The organism is Streptomyces barringtoniae (assembly GCF_020819595.1).
GTDB lineage: Bacteria > Actinomycetota > Actinomycetes > Streptomycetales > Streptomycetaceae > Streptomyces > Streptomyces barringtoniae.
In genome coordinates this window covers 1-16,747 of sequence record NZ_JAJHNP010000012.1, presented here as the reverse complement: position 1 = coordinate 16,747, position 16,747 = coordinate 1, and the positions used below count along the sequence as shown (strand labels likewise).

Here is a 16,747-nt window from a genome sequence, read left to right as displayed (position 1 = left end):
TGCCGGCTCCGCCGGGGCGGGGCATCGACCCAGTAGCGCCCCCACAGGATCACTAAGGAAATGGGCGACCACCCCATGGTCGCTCGTCATCATGTTCACCACGCACTGGGAGATGGGCGCGATGCGTCGGTGTGGCGGGCAGCCGTACCGACCCCCTGTGAGCTGCCTCACCCAGCAATACGCGCTCGGAGCAAGAACTGCCTTGCCAGCGCGCTTCCCGATCGTCCGGTGCCGCGTGTTGGCCGGATACGTCAATAAACTGTCATTGCAGCCAGTACGACATCCGATACAGGCTGTGACCGTGCTGGAACGACGTGTTGTTGTGGTGGTGTACGCGGGCGCGATGGCCCTGGACATCACAGGACCGATTGAAGTGTTCGATACGGCGAACCGGCTCCTGGGCGCCTCGGGCACCCCCTACCGGACCGAATTCGTCTCCGCCGACGCACCGTTGGTGCGCACGAGTTCGGGAGTGGTGGTGGAGGCCTCGCCTCTGGAGGCGGGGCGGGGCCCGATCGACACGCTCCTCGTGCCGGGCGGATGGAGTCTCAACGATGCGCTCGGGGACGAGGCGCTCGTGTCCTGGATCGGCCGGGCAGCGGCCCGGTCGCGCAGAGTCGCCTCCGTATGCGGCGGTTCCTTTCTGCTGGCCGAGGCGGGCCTCCTCGCCGGCCGACGCGCCACCACGCACTGGGCGTACAGCGAGGCGATGGCGTACCGCTATCCGGATGTGACGGTGGACGCCGAGCCGATCTTCGTCTGGGACGGCCCCTTTGTGACCTCCGCGGGCGTGTCGACGGGCATCGACATGGCGCTGGCACTGGTGGAGGCCGATCACGGATCGGCGCTCGCGCTGGAGACGGCACGGTTTCTGGTGCTGTTCCTCAAGCGGCACGGAGGACAGTCCCAGTACAGCGCCGTCCTCGACGCCCAGTTGGCCGACCATCCGCCGATCCGGGCGGCACAGGAGTGGATCCTGGACAACCTGGACGGCCCGTTACCCGTGGGCGAGATCGCGCGGCAGGCCAACATGAGTCAGCGCAACTTCGCCCGGGTCTTCCGGCGCGAGGTGGGGACGACACCCGGCCAGTACGTCGAGCGGACGCGTATCGACCGCGCACGCGAGCTGCTGGAGACCACGGACCTGACGATCGGCCAGATAGCCGGCCGCTGCGGATTCACCACCACCGAGACGTTCTTCCGCTCCTTCGGACGAACCCTGGGCCTCACCCCCAAGGAATACCGGCTCCGCTTCCAGGTGATCTCGCCGTGCGGCTTCATCGACCGGCACCACGAGAGGGAAGGGAGCCCCGCATGACGACCGAGACCCCGGGATTGCGCGAGGCGGAAACGGTACGCCTGGTCGACTGTCTGGCCGGGGAACTCGCCAGGGCCGGCGTCACCCACATGTTCGGTGTCGGCGGCGCGAACATCGAGGACCTGTACGACGCGGTGCACCGCTGTGGCGGCGTCCACGGCGTCGTCGCCAAACACGAGTTCTCCGCCGTCACCATGGCCGACGGATACGCGCGTACCACCGGGCGCCTCGGCGTCGTCGCCGCCACCTCGGGCGGCGGGGCGATGAATCTCGTACCGGGTCTGGCGGAGGCGTACGCCTCCCGGGTGCCCGTGCTGGCCCTGGTGGGCCAGCCGCCGACCGGCCAGGAAGGGCGCGGGGCGTTCCAGGACTCCAGCGGCAAGGCGGGCTCCTTCGACGCTCGGGAGGTCTTCGCGCCCGTCTCCCGGTTCTGCGCCCGGGTCGATGAGCCGGACCTGCTCGCGGAGTTGCTGCCCCGGGCAGTCGCGGCGGCGCAGGCCGATCCCCGCGGGCCGGCCGTGCTGTTGCTGCCCAAGGACGTGCAGCAGGCGCGGATCCGGGTACCCGCCCGCGACACGGCCCCGACACCGGGCGCTCCCGCGACGGCACCCGTGGCGCGGCTCGGCACCGCCGCCGTCAGGGCGGTCTCGAACACCCTTCGCGGGGCCGGTCGCGTCCTCGTCATCGCCGGTGAGGATGTCGCCGCCGCCGACGCGCGTGGGGATCTGGCGGAACTGGCCCGGCGCCTCGGGGCATGGGTGGCGGTCACCCCGGACGCCAAGGACGTCTTCGACAACCGTGATCCGCGGTTTGCGGGCGTGGCCGGGGTGATGGGCCACGCCAACGTCGAGGACTGCCTGCGACGGGCCGACCTGTGCCTGCTGGTCGGTACCCGGCTGCCGCTCCTGGCACGCGGCGGCCTCGACCGGGCCCTGGCCGGCACCGAAGTCGTGTCCCTCGGCCCCGAACCACCGTTCGTGTCAGGCACCGCACTTGGCGGGAACCTGCGGGACGCACTGCGCGCGGTGACCGCCCGGCTGCCCTCACCCCCACGTCCCTGCCCGCCGCACGCCGGCCCCCTTCCCACACCCATGCCGGGTCCGCTCTTGCAGAACCGGGAGCGAACCGTGCCCCACGCCCGGGCGGTCGCCGCGGTGGAGGCGGCACTCCCCCAGGACGCACATGTCTTCGTGGACGCCGGCAACGCAGGTGCCAGCGCGATCCATCTCCTCCCGGCACCGCGCCACGGCCGCTTCGTGGTGGCGGTCGGCATGGGCGGCATGGGCTACACCTTCGGTGCCGGCATCGGCGCCGCGCTCGCCACCGGCCGGCGCACCTACGTCCTCGCCGGCGACGGAGCCTTCTTCATGCACGGGATGGAAGTGCACACCGCCGTGGAGTACGACGCACCCGTGACGTTCGTGATCTTCAACAACAACGCCCACGCCATGTGCGCGATGCGGGAGGAGTTCCTCCAGGGCGGCGTCCGCAGCGACGACCTGTTCGCCCGGACCGACCTCGCCGCCGGAGTGGCCGCCGCGTTCCCGACCCTGGAGGCCACGGGAGCCGCCGACGCGGCGCAACTGCGCACGGCACTGCTGCGCGGCAACGCGCGCGGCGGCCCGGCGTTCGTCGCGGTGGACTGCGACCCGCGGGAGATCCCCCCGTTCCTTCCCTTCCAGTCCTTCACCGAAGCCACCAACAGCAAGGAGAGTTCAGATGAGCGAGGAGTCGTCCACGTTGGCTGACATCCCCGGTCTGGTCCGGATCGAGAACGCCGGCAAGGAGGAACTGACCGCCCACTGCATGGAGCTGACCCACGCGGTCTACCCCCACCACCAGGTCTACGGGCAGTACTGCACCATCCACGAGTACGTCGACTGCCCCCCGGAGCAGGCCTACGACTACCTGCGCCAGGGGCACCATCTGGAGGAGTGGACCTGCAGCCTGCGGGACTTCGCGCCCACCGCCACCCCGGGGCTGTGGGTCGGTCGCGACCGGCTGGAGGACGACACCAGGATCTACTGCAAGGTGCTGGCGAACCCCGAGGCCATGACCGTGGACTACCACTGTTCCTGGGACCAGGGCGAGAAGCTGTGGATGATCTACCTGATGCGGGTCGTCCCGGCGCAGCTGGTACTCGACAAGCCGGGCTCGGTGATCACCTGGACCAACTGCCGGCACCCCTACTACGACGCCAACCCGCGCCCCGACCTGGCTCCCCGCCCGGACCGGCCCTGGGTGGGCGACTACTGGGACCTCTTCTACGCAGGACACACCGTGGAGATGCACAACCTCAAGGCCATCCTGGAACACCGTCACCGGCGCGGCCTGCCGGTCGGTTCGGCTCCGGCGCGGGCGGTGACGCGGTGACCACGGTCAGCCTCACCGACGTCGCGAGCTACCTGCCCGGCGAGCCGGTCCCCGCGGAGTTCTACACCGACTACCCCGGGGCCGAGGACAAGCTCCGCAACCACCCCATGTTCAGGGTCCCGCCGTTACGGCACCACGTGGCCCCGGACGAGACCAACGCGGACATGGTCGAGCGGGCCGTACAGCCCCTGATCGAACGGCACGGCGCGGCGGAGATCCGAGGCGTCGACGTGCTGTTGGTGCACAGCCAGTTGCCGGACCTGCCGTTCGCGGGCGCCGGAACCGAGGTGGCTCGTCGGCTGGGCCTGAACCCGGAGTGGCTCGTCGACGTGGCCAACGCGGGCTGCGCGTCCTTCGTGTACATGGTGAAGCTGGCCCGGCAGATCCTCACCACCACCGACGCGAAAACCGCGCTGATATGCAACGCGCAAAGCGCCGCGGGGCAGTGGTTCACCCAGTCCGAGGTGCGCAAACTCGCCCAGGCGGCGATCCCGGGCGACGGGTGCGGCGTGGGGTACGTGACGACGTCGGCGAAGTCGCCGGTCCTCGACGTGGAGACCCGGCACATCGGCGAGTACGCCGGCGACATGACCGTGGCGGTCGACGACGGCCGCAAGTACTGGGAGCCGGGCGAGTCCCAGCTGCGGATCGGGTTCACCGACGCAAGCGTCGCCAAGGTCCTGGCCCGCGGGAACCGACTCGTCCCCGAGGTGGTCACGGACCTGTGCCGGCGACTCGGCGTGGCGAGCACCGACATCGACGTCCTCATCACCAACCAGCCCAACCGCACCTTCCTGCGGAACTGGCGAGAGGCGCTGCAACTGCCGGCCGAACGGCACCTGAACACCTTCGACGAGTACGGGAATCTGTTCGGAGCGGCGATCCCGGTCACCCTGGACCGCGCGATCAGCTCCGGGCAGGTGACGGACGGCGACCTGATCGTGCTCGGGGGATTCGCCCACGCGGGCGACTTCGCCGGTGCCGTAGCCGTTCGCTGGCACGGCGGACGGGACTGAGCCGTGGACATCCCCGTACTGCACCGACTTGCCCTGAACGAGAGCCCGTATCCCCCACTGCCCTCGGTGCGCGAGGCGATGCGACGGGCCGTCGCACAGGCCCACCGCTACCCGCAGTTCCACCCCGACGACCTCACCGAGCGGATCGCCGCGTGGTGCCGGGTGACCTCCGACCGCGTCGCGGTCGGCAGCGGATCGGTCGGCGTGGCCCTGCAGTTGCTCCGGGCAGTGGTCCGGCCCGGCGACACCGTGGCCTACGCCTGGCGCACGTTCGACGCCTACCCGCTGCTGGCCACCATGGTCGGCGCCGAACGCGTCCCGGTACCCCTGTCGCCGGAGGGACACCAGGATTTGGGTTCCCTGCTCGCGGCGGTGGACGACCGCACCCGCGTCGTGGTGCTGTGCAATCCCCACAACCCCACCGGAACCCTCGTCGCGGCCGACGCACTGGCAGGGTTCCTGCGCCAGGTCCCCCGACATGTCACCGTGCTCCTGGACGAGGCGTACATCGAGTTCGCCCGCGACACCGACGTGCCGGACACACTCACGCTCCTGGACGCACACCCCAACCTGCTGGTCCTGCGCACGTTCTCCAAGGCCTACGGCCTCGCCGCCCTACGGGTCGGCTACGGACTCGGCGCCCCCGACCTGGTGGCCCGGATCCGTCGGCAACAGCTGCCCTTTGGGATCAACGCGGTGGCAACGGCGGCGGTGAAGGCCTCACTGCGGGCCGAGAGCGAGCTGCGCATGCGCGTGACCACCATCGTCGCCGAACGCGAACGGCTCCGGCACGAACTCGTGTCCCTCGGCTGGTGCGTACGCCCCGGCCACACCAATTCGGTCTGGCTCGCCGCGCCCGATCCGGTCGACGAGGGCGCCGCAGCACTCACCGGCGCCGGTGTACAGGCGCGCCACTACCCCGGCGAGGGACTCCGGCTCACCGTCGGCACCCGGAAGGCCAACGACACGGTGCTGACCGCACTGGCGGGACTGCGCGCGCACCAGAGTGCGTCGCGGGCGTGAAGCGCACCCCTGCGGTGGCCGGGCAGGTCGGGGAGCGAAGCCTGCCGGATGGGCGGCGCCAGAATTCCCCGGGTCAGCCCGCGGGCCTCCGTCGCCAGGGCGGCACTTGTGGCCAGAGCGACCGCGCACGCAGCCGTCCCGGTCACGAACAGCGCACTGGGGCAGACGGAGCTCCGGACTGTCACCGTGCGTACGCCGCGCGGATCAGCGGCGGCGGCCACGCCACCGGCGTGAAAGAGGACCGCACGTGGCCGCGTTCGCGCAGCGCAACCTGGAGCGGGCTGACGTGGCGGCAACAGCGGGGGCCGGAGACGCGCTGACCGGACATGCGGCTGGGGCGCCGTACGACCTGATGCACTCCGAAGTCGGCGTACCCGGCGTCCCATCGGCGTGGGTGCGACAACTCGCGCCGGGCCGACGGCTGCTGACGACACACAGCGGCGCGTACGCCGAGCCCGCCCGGGCAACTCCTCGCGACCCGCGGCCCGGACGGGCGGAGGGAAGCAGTCCTATGGGGCGGCCGGCGCGGGCACCGGCCGCTGCATGACCATGCCTGGCTCACCGCCAGGCACCGCCGACCCCGCATCGCCGCCGCCCCGGGACGCCCACGGACGACGCGGCCGGCGCCTCCACCGGACGACGCTCACGGCTTCTGCGCACGTCCCTTCGGCGCTTCTGCGTGTCAACTCGCCTCAGTGGCAGGACGGTTGTCGCGGGGAGAGGCTCGTTGACCCCGAGCCGACCCTGGCCAAGGGCTGGAACGACGGCTACTACCCCGACACCGTCGCCCCGGTCCGCGCGCTGGTCGTCGACGGCCACTGCGTCCAGGACACCTCCATCGACGCCGGGCAGGTCTTCGCCGGGCAACTCGCTGCGGACGGCGTCACGGTCAGGTCACGTCGCCCGCGCCACCGCACGCCCGACGGCCGTCCCGGTGGCCCGGCACAGGTCGGCGCCGCTGTCGGACATCGTCCACACGATGCTCAAGCACAGCGACAACGACATCGCCGAGACCCTGCTGCGCATGACCGCCCTCGGCGCCGGCCGCCCGGCCACCTTCGAGGGCGGCAGTGAGGTCGTGCTCCAGGTGTTGAGTCGGGTGTACGGCGTTTGGCTCGACAACTTCGAGCTCCACGACGGCAGCGGCCTGTCCCGGGCCGACCGCATCCCGGCCGCCACCCTCGCGCAGCGCTACGCGCACGCCCTCGGCTCCGTCCTCGACGGCCTGCCCGTCTCCGGCGAGGCCGGCAGCACGCTCGGCCCGGAGTACGGCCGCTTCGACGACGCCGACTCCACGTGCGCCGTGGGCGGGGTGCACGCGAAGACCGGCACCCTCACCGGCGCCATCGCGCTGAGCGGTCTGACACAGGGCAAGGACGGCAAGTGGAAGGTGTTCTCCTTCGTCGAGAACGGCGCCACGGCCGACCCGAACGCCATCAAGGGAGGCAGTCCACCCGAGGGACCGGGGGCCGCCTTCAGGATCAACCACTCACCAGGTACGTCACGTTGCCTGCGGTGTCGTGAGCCCCCGGCCGGCAGAGCCGCGAAGCCCGCCGTCAGGTCCTGTCTGAGGTCGGCCAGGCGCTCGAAGCCGACGGGTACCCGGATCAGTCACGCGGCGGCTTCACCACCGAGATCCGGCACGGCAGGGCCGGGGCGGCTGGCCTGGCTTCGACCAGGACCGCTACAAGAAGCGCAACACCGCAACATCGTCGCGCGGGCGGAGGTCTCTGACGATCCGACTTACAGGGCCCCGGTGAGAAGCCCGGGTGTGCCGCTTGTCAGACGTGGCCACCGCACCCCCGGGGGCTACAACTCATTCCAGGAGTCCTTCGGTGGCCACCAGCGACGCTGAAGGAAAGCGCAGAGGCCTTCCAGTTGCTTACAGACCGACCGGGTTGACGTAGGTGCCCGGGTGGGTGGCTCCGTCCTGCTTGAGGATCTGGCCGCCGAACGGCCACTTCAGGGTGAAGTGCGCCGTCTCGTTCGGCGGGGTGACCAGGAACTTCGCCGGAACGAACTTCTCCTTCTGCCGCGTGGACTTGGCCACCGGGAGCAGGGTGATGCTGAAGTCCACCGTGTCCCCCTGCCCCAGAGCAATCTTTTCGGGCTTCTTGGAGGAGCGCGCCAGCGACCAGGTGCCGTCTGTCTTCTGCGCGCCGACCATGTCGACACCGGCGAAGCCGGACAGGGTGCAGGTGTGCGTGCTCCGGTTGGTGAACCAGATGTACGCCTCGGTCTGCTTCGCGGTCTGCCCCATCTCCGGCTTCGCGTCATCCCCCATGGCGAAGCCGGCCTTCAGGTCGGCGGTGTGGCAGCGGGTCGGCTCGGCCTTGGCTGGGGCGGCCGAGGCCGGGATGGCGGCCGCGGCAGTGCCGGCGACGACGACGGCCGCAAGGGCCACGGCGGTCAGCTTGCTCTTCATAGTGTTTCGGTTTCCCCTCGAATACGAATCGGCACGCGGGGTCAGTGCGCGCCTACACACCTGAAGACGTGCAATGCCTGGGGGACGTTCGGTGTGCCGGGGAGCCTTTTCCCGCCGGCGGGGCCTCCCCGCTGTGGCCGCGTACGAGAACTCATGCGGCGCGGGCCGTGGCAGCGTCGTGGGGACGACACGGCAACGGCCCGCGGCCTCGTCTCAGTGCCCGGCCCAGCACAGCGGAACCGTTGGCCACCGACGCAGACCTCACCTCTTCACACGGCCCGGCCACCGGTGGTGCGTACGGCGCGTCTAGGGGGCCATCTCGTACGCGCCGGACAGCGCCTCGACCCGCTGCCAGACCCGCTCCGTGCGTGCCTCGTCGACGACCGGCCGACGGACCGAACCGAGCGCCCAGTCCTGCTGCTCTTCGGTCGCCGAGTCCTTGCCGTGCAGTTCGACGGCGTGCGCGGAGAAGTCCCGCACGAGGACGGCGAAGAGTTCGTCGAGCACGTCCTCGTCGAGTCCCGTCAAGGCGGCCTGCTCCAGGACGAGCTGCCCGTGCACGACGAGGGCGAAGAGCTGACCGACCGCGAGGAGGAGGTCGAGGTCGCGGCTCTGCTCCGCGTCGGGGGCGGCCGTGGCGACGAACACGCAGAGCGCGTCGGCCTGTTCGCGGAAGCGGGTCACGTTGGGCAGGTGCGCGTACGCGTCGAAGGCGGGCCGCCAGTCGTGGAAGCGCACCGCGCCGAGGCCGCGGGCCGGTCCCTGCCGGAACAGGAAGTCGTCGTCGGCCGCGTCGAGGCGGGTCGGCACGGCGGGGTACTCGACCGGGTCGAGGAGGTGGCTGCGCATGAACTTCAGGATCAGCGCCAGGTTGACGTGGACCGTTCCCTCGAGCTTCGGCAGACCGCGGATCTCCACCGCCGCCTGGCCGAAGTAGTTGTCCTTCTCGAAGCCCTTGGCCGCGATGACGTCCCACATCAGGTCGATGACCTTCTCGCCCTCCGTGGTCACCTTCATCTTCGTCATCGGGTTGAAGAGCAGGTAACGGCGGTCGTCCGGGCCGGCGGAGCGGAAGTAGTCGACAGCGCGGTCGCTGAAGAACTTCATGCCGACGAGCCTGACGTACGCGTCGGTCAACTCGCGCCGCACGTGCGGGAAGCCGGTGACGGGGCGGCCGTAGAGGACGCGGTTGTGGGCGTGGGTGACAGCCTCGTACATCGCGTGCTCACAGATGCCGATCGAGGCGGTGCACAGGTTGAACTTGCCCACGTTGACGGTGTTGAGGGCGGCGTCGAAGGCGGCGCGGCCGGTGTGCAGGACGTCCGCGGCCGCTACCGGATAGTCCTCCAGGCGGAACTCGCTGACGAACTTCGAGGAGTCGACGACGTTCTTGACCAGGTGGTAGGCGGGGTGACGGCTGTCGGCGGCGAAGAAGACGTAGCCGTCGGGCCCATCGACGTCGGTCCGGCGGCCGAAGACGGAGACGAGCCCGGCGGCGTTGCCGTTGCCGATGTAGTACTTGGAACCGGTGGCCCGGAATCCGCCGTTGCCGTCGGGCTCGAGCAGCATGTCCGTGGAGTAGATGTCGGCGCCGTGGGCCTTCTCGGACAGGCCGAACGCGAACACCTCTCCCTGAGTGAGGAGGTCCGCGGCGCGCAAGCGGGCGGCGGCGTTGTCGCTCTGCCAGACCGGGCCGAGTCCGAGGATCGTGACCTGCCAGGCGTACCAGTAGTCCAGGCCGTAGAAGCCCAGGATCTCGTTGAGCGCGGCGATGCGGGCGGTGTCCCACCGCTTGTCCGGTTCACCCTCCCCCGCGGCGGACGACGGCGTCAGGAAGGTGGCGAACAGGTTCTCCTTCGCTGCGAAGGCGAGGAAGTCGCCGAGCCACGCACGGGTCCGGTAATCCTCGATCAGCCGCCCCTTTCCGCGCTCCTCGAACCAGTCGACGGTGGCACGCAGCAAGCGGCGCGTCTCGGGGTCGAAGTGCGCGGGGTCGTAGGTGCGTGGGTTGAACAGCAGCTGGTCAGCCATGGTGAGGACGCCTTTCGGCTGGTGGACGGGGGGAATCGGAACCTGTACGGCTGGACTGGCAGGATCGGGAGGACCCGCGGAGGGTGCGGCGGCGGTCAGCGGCACGGACCGAACCGGGCCAGCGTGGCGAGGACGTCGTCCAGCCAGTCGATCATCATCCGCTCGTACGCGATGCCACCGCGCAGTACGACGTGCTGGAGCTCCCGCTCCGCGTCGAGCGGTGCCTGCGGACCGGCCGTGTTGGCCTCGGTCGCCGTGAAGTCCCGCGCCTCTCCTGCCAGATAGTGCGCCAGCCGGTCCCGGTGCGCCTGCCGGTGCCGCTCCACCTCGCGGATCAGGGCGGTGGGGTCGTCGAAGGCGGCGCCCCGGATCTTCACGGCCAGGTCGTGGCGGACACTCTCCGGCTCGATCGGATCGTGCAACCAGGACGACAGCGCCGCCCGGCCGAGGTCGGCGACGCTGTATTCCTTCTTGTCCGGCCGACCCTGCTGGGGGATGTCCCTGACGTCGACCCAACCGTCGTTCTCCATGCGCTTGAGCACGCGATAGATCTGTTGGTGGGTCGCGGTCCAGAAGTAGCCGATGGACCGCTCGAAACGCCGTGCCAGTTCGTAGCCGGATCCCGGCTTCTCCAAAAGCGACACCAAAATCGCGTGTTCGAGCGCCATACCGCCGATCCTGCTATGCAACTCGTTGCATAGCAAGCCTCGCCCACTCAGATGCGACACGGCTCACCCCGCCGAAGGCCCCTGTCCCGACGGCAGAGTCCGGCGGCGGGGCCGGACGTCGGCGGGCCCGTGGCTCTCAAGGACAGACGTAGGTGAAGCTCGCCTTCGCCTCCATCGGGGCCGGCTGGTGCGAGATCCTCAGGCGGGCGGTCCCCCGGAAGCGACCCGAACCGCGGACCGTCCAGCGCAGGTGCACCCTGACCCGGCGCTCACCGCGGTGGGCGGTGCGGACCAGCTCGCCCGAGTCCTGGCCGTCCGCGCGCAGCCACCGGTATGTGACAGGGCCGCCGTGCCCGTCGGTGGTGACGACACCGATCAGGTCGGCCGTCTGATCGCAGTGCAACGGCCCGGCGGGGGCCTGGACCCGCACGGCGACGACCGCGGGAGCGGGGGCCGGGCGTAGCAGCAGCCAGAGCAGGACGGCGGCGATCGCGACCACGGCGGTGGTGACGATCCAGCCCCGGCGTCTGGGGCGCGAGCGTGGGGAGGTGGCTGCCGCTGCCTCGGTACGCCATCGTGCGCGCAGGGCGTCCTGATCCTCCAAGGGAACCCCGGGCCCGAACCGGAACAGGATCTCGCCGCAGTCCTCCCCCGCCGCCACCTGAGGCGAGGTGGCACGGTTGCGCTTGCCGAGGACGGTCGCCTGGGTGTCCGGGGCGGCGGAACGGCGAGCGCGGCCGACCGTGGTGAGCTGGTCGGCGACGGCTGGTGGGTGAGGTCCGGGGGCGGCCAGGGGAACTCGCGGGTCCGGGCCCGCGGCGCTGTGGGCGCGGGCCGCCGTGGCGAGCTGGTCGGCAACGGCTGGTGGGTGAGGTCCGGGGGCCGCCAGGGGAACTCGCGGGTCCGGGCCCGCGGCGCTGTGGGCGCGGGCCGCCGTGGCGAGCTGGTCGGCAACGGCTGGTGGGTGAGGTCCGGGAGCCGCCAGGGGAACTCGCGGGTCCGGGCCCGCGGCGCTGTGGGCGCGGGCCGCCGTGGCGAGCTGGTCGGCGGTGGCTGAAGGGTGGGACGCGCGGTCGGGCGCGGTAGCAGAGTGTTCGGGGGCGGTGGGGCGGGGAGCGGGGTCAGCCGTGGTCGGCGCCGGGTGACGGACCGTCGGTGGAGTCGGGCGGTCGGGAGCCACTGCAACGGACGGTGCCGGTCCCTTCGGCGGCGCGAACTCCGGGGTCGACGCGGCAGTCGCCGCGCGGAGCGCCGTACGGCGCAGGAAGTCCGCCGGGAGTGCCGCGCGCCCGCCCACCAGGACGGCCCGGGCCGCCGCCAGCCCCTCCGACTCGGCGGTGGCAGAGCAGCGGGCCACCAGGTCCGCCGCGGGGGTTCCGGGCTGGGTCCAGGCGGCGCCGAGGGTGCGGGCCAGGGCGGCCCAGGCAGCGGTGCCGACTGCCTGGCGGCCGGCGTGCGGCATGTCGCCCGACGCCCGTACTGCCGCCACGTCGCCCAGCACGGTGCCCAGCTCCGCCTCGGCCAGCAGGGCGACCCCGTCCGGGGCCATCACGACGGTGTCGGGGCCGAGTGAGCCGTGGGTCAAGCCTGCTGTGTGCAGGGCGAGGAGGGTCTGGGCGGTCTCGTTGAGGATGCTGGCCACGCTGCCCGCGTCCGGGCGGGGGCCGTTGGCCGACGCCAGGACGTCGGCGAGCGTGGGGGCCGGTGGCCGGGCCGTCAGCAGCCACACCTCACCGGCCTCCGCCACGAGGTCGACGGTAGCGAGCAGGCCGGGCAGCCTGAGCTTGGCCGTGGTGAGCACCGCCGCCGCCAGGCGCTCGCGCGTGCCTTCGGGCGCCAGCAGGGCGCGGTCGATGTGCAGCGCGCCGAGGGTGGGCTCGCCGGACCGGGCGGGGAGCAGGGCATGCCAGGTGCCGTGGCGCGTGTGCCGTGACCAGCCGGACAGGGGGCGGCCGGCCACTGTGGTGGCTGTCGTCATGTCAATCCGTTCTCGTCGCGGCAGGGGGTGGCTCTCGGGCCCCTCGGGAGCATGGTCAGCACGGCGGTGCGTCCAGGGAGGCCGTCTGGGGGCCGTTCGCTGCCGCCGGGTCGCTGATGAGCGTGACGTCCCAGGTGCCCCGGCACGGGTGGTTGGAGAAATCGGCCTCGAAGGTCAGGTCGTACCGCGTACTCCCGGACAGGGTCTGGGATTGGGAGCCGTACGGGTCGGCGGGAGTGTCGACGTAGTAGTTCGCGGTGACGGTCAGCGGACCGGTGCCCGTCGTCTCGGCCGACACCGCCGCGATGAGCGTGCCCGGTTTCTGTCCGCGCTGCCAGGAGCCGATCGTGAGGGTGACCGTGCCGGGGGTGGCCACGCTCGGGGACGCGCTGGCCGGCGGCTCGGCCGGTGCGGTCGTCTCCGTGGACGGGGCCGGCGAGGGCGACGGGCTGTCCGAGGGCGTGACGGAGGGCGGTGCGTCGGCCGTGGGCGGGGCGGCGGTCGGCGAGGTGGACGTGGAAGGTGAAGCACCCGGCTTGGTGGGCGAGTCGACCGGTGACGGGGATGACGGGGTCGAACTCGCCACCGTCGTCGACGTGTCGTGCGGGCGGCCCGTCGCGTACGTCGCACCGCCCGTGACGACCACCAGCGCGGCCACCCCACCGGTCGCCGCCTTCCACCCCCCTCGTTTCAGTCGGCCCAGCAGGGTCAGCGCACTGGCCGAGCCGTCGAGCGCGGCGGTCGTGGTGAACGGGAACAACAGGGCGAGCAGCGCGGCGAGTTCGGCCAGTCTGCAACGGCCGCGCTCCTCCCAGCCGGCGCCATAGCCCTCGGTCGCGGACCGTTCCAGGTCTGCGAGGAACGTCTCGACGTCGGGCCGGTCCGCCGGGTCCTTCGCCAGGCCCGCGCGCAGCAGCACACGCACCGGCGCGGGTACGTCGTCCAGCGGGGCCGGGGCGCGCAGGTGCTGCAGGCGCAGCGCGGTCACGTCGTCGCCGGGGAACGGCCGCCGGCCGGTCAGGCACTCGAAGAACACCACGGACGCCGCGTAGACATCGGCCCCCGGGCCGGCGGGCTCGCCGTTCCACTGCTCCGGCGCCATGTAGGCGGGCGTGCCCGCGGCCTCGGTCTCCCGGCCGCTGCGCACGGCGATCCCGAAGTCGGCGAGCGCGCTGGTGCCGTCGGCGCGGACCAGGACGTTCTCGGGCTTGTAGTCGCGGTGCACCACCCCGGCCGTGTGGGCCGCGCCCAGTCCGAGCAGGGAGCCCTTGAGCAGGACGAGCGCGGCCTCGGGGCCGGTCGCCCCGTGCCGGCGCAGCAGGTGGCGCAGGCTGACGCCGTCCACCGCCTCCATCACGATCGCGGCACCGGCGCGAGCCTCGACGTACTCGTACAGCCGCACCACGCAGGGGTGCCGCAGCTCGCCGAGCAGCCGGGCCTCGGCTCGGAAACGGGCCAGGAACTCCCGGTCCGTGCACAGGCGCTCGCTCAGGTACTTGACGGCGACGGGCACGCCTGTCGCGGTGTGCCGGGCGAGGACGACCCTCCCGCCTGCTCCCTCGCCGAGCGTGCGGACGGCCTCGTAGCCGGGTACGGCCCAGCTGCCGTCGGCGTGCGTGTCCTGGGTCATGCCGTCCTGGGTCATGCCGTCCCCTCCACCGGCGCGGGGAGCCCGGCGCCCTGCGGTACGTCCTTCGCGCCCCGCCGGCGCCGTACCCGGCGCAGCAGCCAGCGCACGGGCGCGGCCCACACCGGGAAGGCGACCAGGGCGACCACGGCCGCCTCGATCACCGTGGTCCACGGCTCGGCCAGCCGGCCCTCGAGCAGGTCGCCGATCCGGGAGCGCCAGGCCAGCAGGGCGAGGGCGAGGAAGCCGTAGGTGCCCACGACGACCGCGAGGCCGTAGGCGGCCATGCCCGCCTGGCGCGGGCCGGGCCGGTTGCCCGCGCGCAGGTCTCGCCACAGGCCCGTGCGGAAGTAGGCGCTCGCCTCCTCGCGCAGCCGTGGCACCCGCAGGGCGTCGGTCAGCGCCTGGTAGCCGTCCAGCGGCATCAGCGGGTTGAAGTTGTAGAGGGTGTTCAGGTAGAGGCCGAAGGCCAGGTGGTAGAGGATGGCCGAGACGGGTCCCGCGGGCAGCAGGGCCGCGCCCGTGGCGCACCAGCCGGCCAGCGCCGCCGTGGACAGCGGCCCGGACAGGGCCACCACGACCCGTGACCATCGGGAGCCGAACCACATATCGCTGGTGTCCACGAACGCGAACGGCATGCCCATCATCAGCAGGAACCCGCCACGCCGGACCTTGCGGCCGTACGACTTCACGGCCAGCGCGTGCGTCAGCTCGTGGACCAGCAACGCGGTCACGTACCCGGCGGCCAGCAGGACCGGGCCCCACACGCCCGCTCCGCCGAAGTCCAGCAGGTGGTGCCGGCCCTGTGTGGCGAAGAACGCGACGAGGCCGCCGGCGACCGACAGCCAGGCGAGCAGCACCCCGGTCCGGGTGAACAGCCGCCAGCCGAAGGCCCGGTAGAGCCGGGTCACCAGTCGGTCGAGGCCTGGGACGGACACCTCCAGCTTCAGCAGCGCCCGGTACACGGCACTCGCCGCGCGCCGCCAGCCCTTCGGCCGCTCCTCCTCCGGCCGGCCGGGCAGGCCACGCAGCAACCCGGCTTCCGCGAACGCGGCCAGCGCGGACTCGATGCGGGGCAGGGCGAGTTCGCCGTAGCGGTCGGCGTAGGCGAACAGCAGGTCCCGTACGGTGTTGTCACCGTCGACGGCGTGCCAGAGGAAAACCTGGCGCTCGTCCAGTTCCAGATAGCGACCGGTGCGGGTGCTGCTGAGCACCCAGCGGGGAGCGCCGCGTTCGGTGGGGACCTGCTTGAGGGCCCAGCCGGAACGCCGTCGCGGTCGCGCGGTGAGCGGGCCGTTCGCCTCCGGGGCCTCCTCCTGTCCGGCGGTGGGCAGATGGGTCAGCTGGGTGCCGACGACCATCGTGCGGGAGCCGATCCGGGCGTCGCGGGGCTGCTCGAACACCAGGCGTACGTCACCGACGGACAGCTCGGTGCCGTCGGCGAGGCCGGCCGCGCCGCCGTGCAGCTCGACACCGCCGACCGCGATGCCGTTGAAGGAGTCCAGGTCCTCGATCCGGAAACCCTCGGCGGTGCGGACGATACGGGCGTGGCGGCGCGAGACGCTGCCGTCGGACAGGACGACGTCGTTGTCCTCACCCCGGCCCAGCATGGTGACAGGTCCGGTCAACGCGACGAGCAGGGTGGGGTCGTCGAGGCCGCGCAGCTGGGGCGCGGCGTACGACGTCGGTGCGGCACCCCGACGCGGGGTGCCGCAGTGCAGGCAGTACGGGAAGTCGCGCCGCACGTGGACGCGGCAGACATGGCAGAGCATGCGGTGGCTCAGCCCGCGCCGGAACCGCTGGCGAACGTTCCTCCGTCGAAGCCTGCGTCGGCTTCCGCGGCGGGGCCGGAGTCCGGCAGGTGCGTGGCGGCGTTTCCGAGGCCGGAGGCGGGCAGGCCGCCCTGGACGATGATGTGATCACCGCTGCCCCCCTCGCCCGAGGCGGGCAGGCCGCCCTGGACGATGATGCGATTACCACCGCCGGGCTCACCGACACCGCCGGGACGCCGACCGATGTTCTCCTGGCTGCCCCCGCCGTTTCCGTCGCCCCCACCGTCACCGCCGCCATGGCCACCGCCACCGCTGGGACGATTGGTGTTCTCCGGATCACCACCACCCTCACCGCCACCGCCACCGTCACCGCCGCCATGGCCACCGCCACCGCTGGGACGATTGGTGTTCTCCGGATCACCACCACCCTCACCGCCACCGCCACCGTCACCGCCGCCATGGCCACCGCCACCACTGGGACGATTGGTGTTCTCCGGATCACCACCACCCTCACCA

General features: G+C 71.9%; 12 protein-coding genes and 2 pseudogenes. 8 read left to right on the top strand and 6 right to left on the bottom strand.

The window, feature by feature from the left end; genetic code table 11:
• Positions 1-157: 157 nt before the first annotated feature.
• The 7 genes and pseudogenes from LMU33_RS22395 to dacB all read left to right on the top strand — a co-directional run.
• Entirely contained in the window at positions 158-1,318 is a 1,161-nt protein-coding gene (locus LMU33_RS22395; RefSeq protein ID WP_228622308.1) for a GlxA family transcriptional regulator, read from the top strand.
• Positions 1,315-3,066, top strand: a complete 1,752-nt coding sequence (locus LMU33_RS22390) for a thiamine pyrophosphate-binding protein (protein WP_228622307.1) — start codon at positions 1,315-1,317, stop codon at positions 3,064-3,066. The genes LMU33_RS22395 and LMU33_RS22390 overlap by 4 nt, the downstream gene beginning before the upstream one ends.
• On the top strand, positions 3,038-3,691 hold the full coding sequence (locus LMU33_RS22385) for an SRPBCC family protein (RefSeq protein ID WP_228622306.1): 654 nt from the start codon (positions 3,038-3,040) through the stop codon (positions 3,689-3,691). Before LMU33_RS22390 ends, LMU33_RS22385 begins: the two co-directional genes overlap by 29 nt.
• On the top strand, positions 3,688-4,707 hold the full coding sequence (locus LMU33_RS22380) for a 3-oxoacyl-ACP synthase III family protein (protein ID WP_228622305.1): 1,020 nt from the start codon (positions 3,688-3,690) through the stop codon (positions 4,705-4,707). Before LMU33_RS22385 ends, LMU33_RS22380 begins: the two co-directional genes overlap by 4 nt.
• Positions 4,708-4,710: 3 nt before the next feature.
• Entirely contained in the window at positions 4,711-5,730 is a 1,020-nt protein-coding gene (locus LMU33_RS22375; protein ID WP_228622304.1) for a histidinol-phosphate transaminase, read from the top strand.
• Positions 5,714-6,277: a protein-L-isoaspartate O-methyltransferase family protein gene (locus LMU33_RS22370; RefSeq protein ID WP_228622303.1), complete on the top strand. Its 564-nt coding sequence runs from the start codon at positions 5,714-5,716 to the stop codon at positions 6,275-6,277. The genes LMU33_RS22375 and LMU33_RS22370 overlap by 17 nt, the downstream gene beginning before the upstream one ends.
• A gap of 185 nt (positions 6,278-6,462) precedes the next feature.
• Positions 6,463-7,171: pseudogene (gene dacB, locus LMU33_RS22365) on the top strand (D-alanyl-D-alanine carboxypeptidase/D-alanyl-D-alanine endopeptidase); the annotation flags it as partial.
• Between the two features lie 441 nt (positions 7,172-7,612).
• Here dacB and LMU33_RS22360 read toward each other — a convergent pair.
• The 6 genes from LMU33_RS22360 to LMU33_RS22335 all read right to left on the bottom strand — a co-directional run bounded on the left by LMU33_RS22360 (position 7,613) and on the right by LMU33_RS22335 (position 16,231).
• Complete coding sequence (locus LMU33_RS22360) at positions 7,613-8,155, bottom strand: DUF4232 domain-containing protein (protein ID WP_228622302.1); 543 nt, start codon at positions 8,153-8,155, stop codon at positions 7,613-7,615.
• 306 nt (positions 8,156-8,461) lie between these two features.
• Positions 8,462-10,186 carry an acyl-CoA dehydrogenase family protein gene (locus LMU33_RS22355; protein WP_228622301.1) on the bottom strand — a complete coding sequence of 575 codons (1,725 nt, stop codon included), beginning with the start codon at positions 10,184-10,186 and terminating at the stop codon, positions 8,462-8,464.
• Between the two features lie 95 nt (positions 10,187-10,281).
• Positions 10,282-10,854, bottom strand: a complete 573-nt coding sequence (locus LMU33_RS22350; protein ID WP_228622300.1) for a PadR family transcriptional regulator — start codon at positions 10,852-10,854, stop codon at positions 10,282-10,284.
• 136 nt (positions 10,855-10,990) lie between these two features.
• Positions 10,991-12,832 (bottom strand): serine/threonine-protein kinase, encoded by a 1,842-nt coding sequence (locus LMU33_RS22345; protein WP_228622299.1) that lies wholly within the window; start codon positions 12,830-12,832, stop codon positions 10,991-10,993.
• 55 nt (positions 12,833-12,887) lie between these two features.
• Complete coding sequence (locus tag LMU33_RS22340; RefSeq protein ID WP_228622298.1) at positions 12,888-14,477, bottom strand: serine/threonine-protein kinase; 1,590 nt, start codon at positions 14,475-14,477, stop codon at positions 12,888-12,890.
• Positions 14,474-16,231, bottom strand: a complete 1,758-nt coding sequence (locus tag LMU33_RS22335) for an FHA domain-containing protein (protein WP_228622297.1) — start codon at positions 16,229-16,231, stop codon at positions 14,474-14,476. Before LMU33_RS22335 ends, LMU33_RS22340 begins: the two co-directional genes overlap by 4 nt.
• 89 nt (positions 16,232-16,320) lie before the next feature.
• Between LMU33_RS22335 and LMU33_RS22330 the strand changes: the two are divergent.
• Positions 16,321-16,747, top strand: a pseudogene (locus tag LMU33_RS22330) (hypothetical protein); the annotation flags it as partial.

What these genes read in the sequence shown, in the direction of transcription:
- LMU33_RS22340 (WP_228622298.1), bottom strand. Translation starts at nt 14,477, where the DNA reads ATGACCCAGGACGGCATGACCCAGGACACGCACGCCGACGGCAGCTGG.
- LMU33_RS22385 (WP_228622306.1), top strand. Translation starts at nt 3,038, where the DNA reads ATGAGCGAGGAGTCGTCCACGTTGGCTGACATCCCCGGTCTGGTCCGG.
- LMU33_RS22345 (WP_228622299.1), bottom strand. Translation starts at nt 12,832, where the DNA reads ATGACGACAGCCACCACAGTGGCCGGCCGCCCCCTGTCCGGCTGGTCA.
- LMU33_RS22360 (WP_228622302.1), bottom strand. Translation starts at nt 8,155, where the DNA reads ATGAAGAGCAAGCTGACCGCCGTGGCCCTTGCGGCCGTCGTCGTCGCC.
- LMU33_RS22350 (WP_228622300.1), bottom strand. Translation starts at nt 10,854, where the DNA reads ATGGCGCTCGAACACGCGATTTTGGTGTCGCTTTTGGAGAAGCCGGGA.
- LMU33_RS22335 (WP_228622297.1), bottom strand. Translation starts at nt 16,231, where the DNA reads ATGCTCTGCCATGTCTGCCGCGTCCACGTGCGGCGCGACTTCCCGTAC.
- LMU33_RS22355 (WP_228622301.1), bottom strand. Translation starts at nt 10,186, where the DNA reads ATGGCTGACCAGCTGCTGTTCAACCCACGCACCTACGACCCCGCGCAC.
- LMU33_RS22390 (WP_228622307.1), top strand. Translation starts at nt 1,315, where the DNA reads ATGACGACCGAGACCCCGGGATTGCGCGAGGCGGAAACGGTACGCCTG.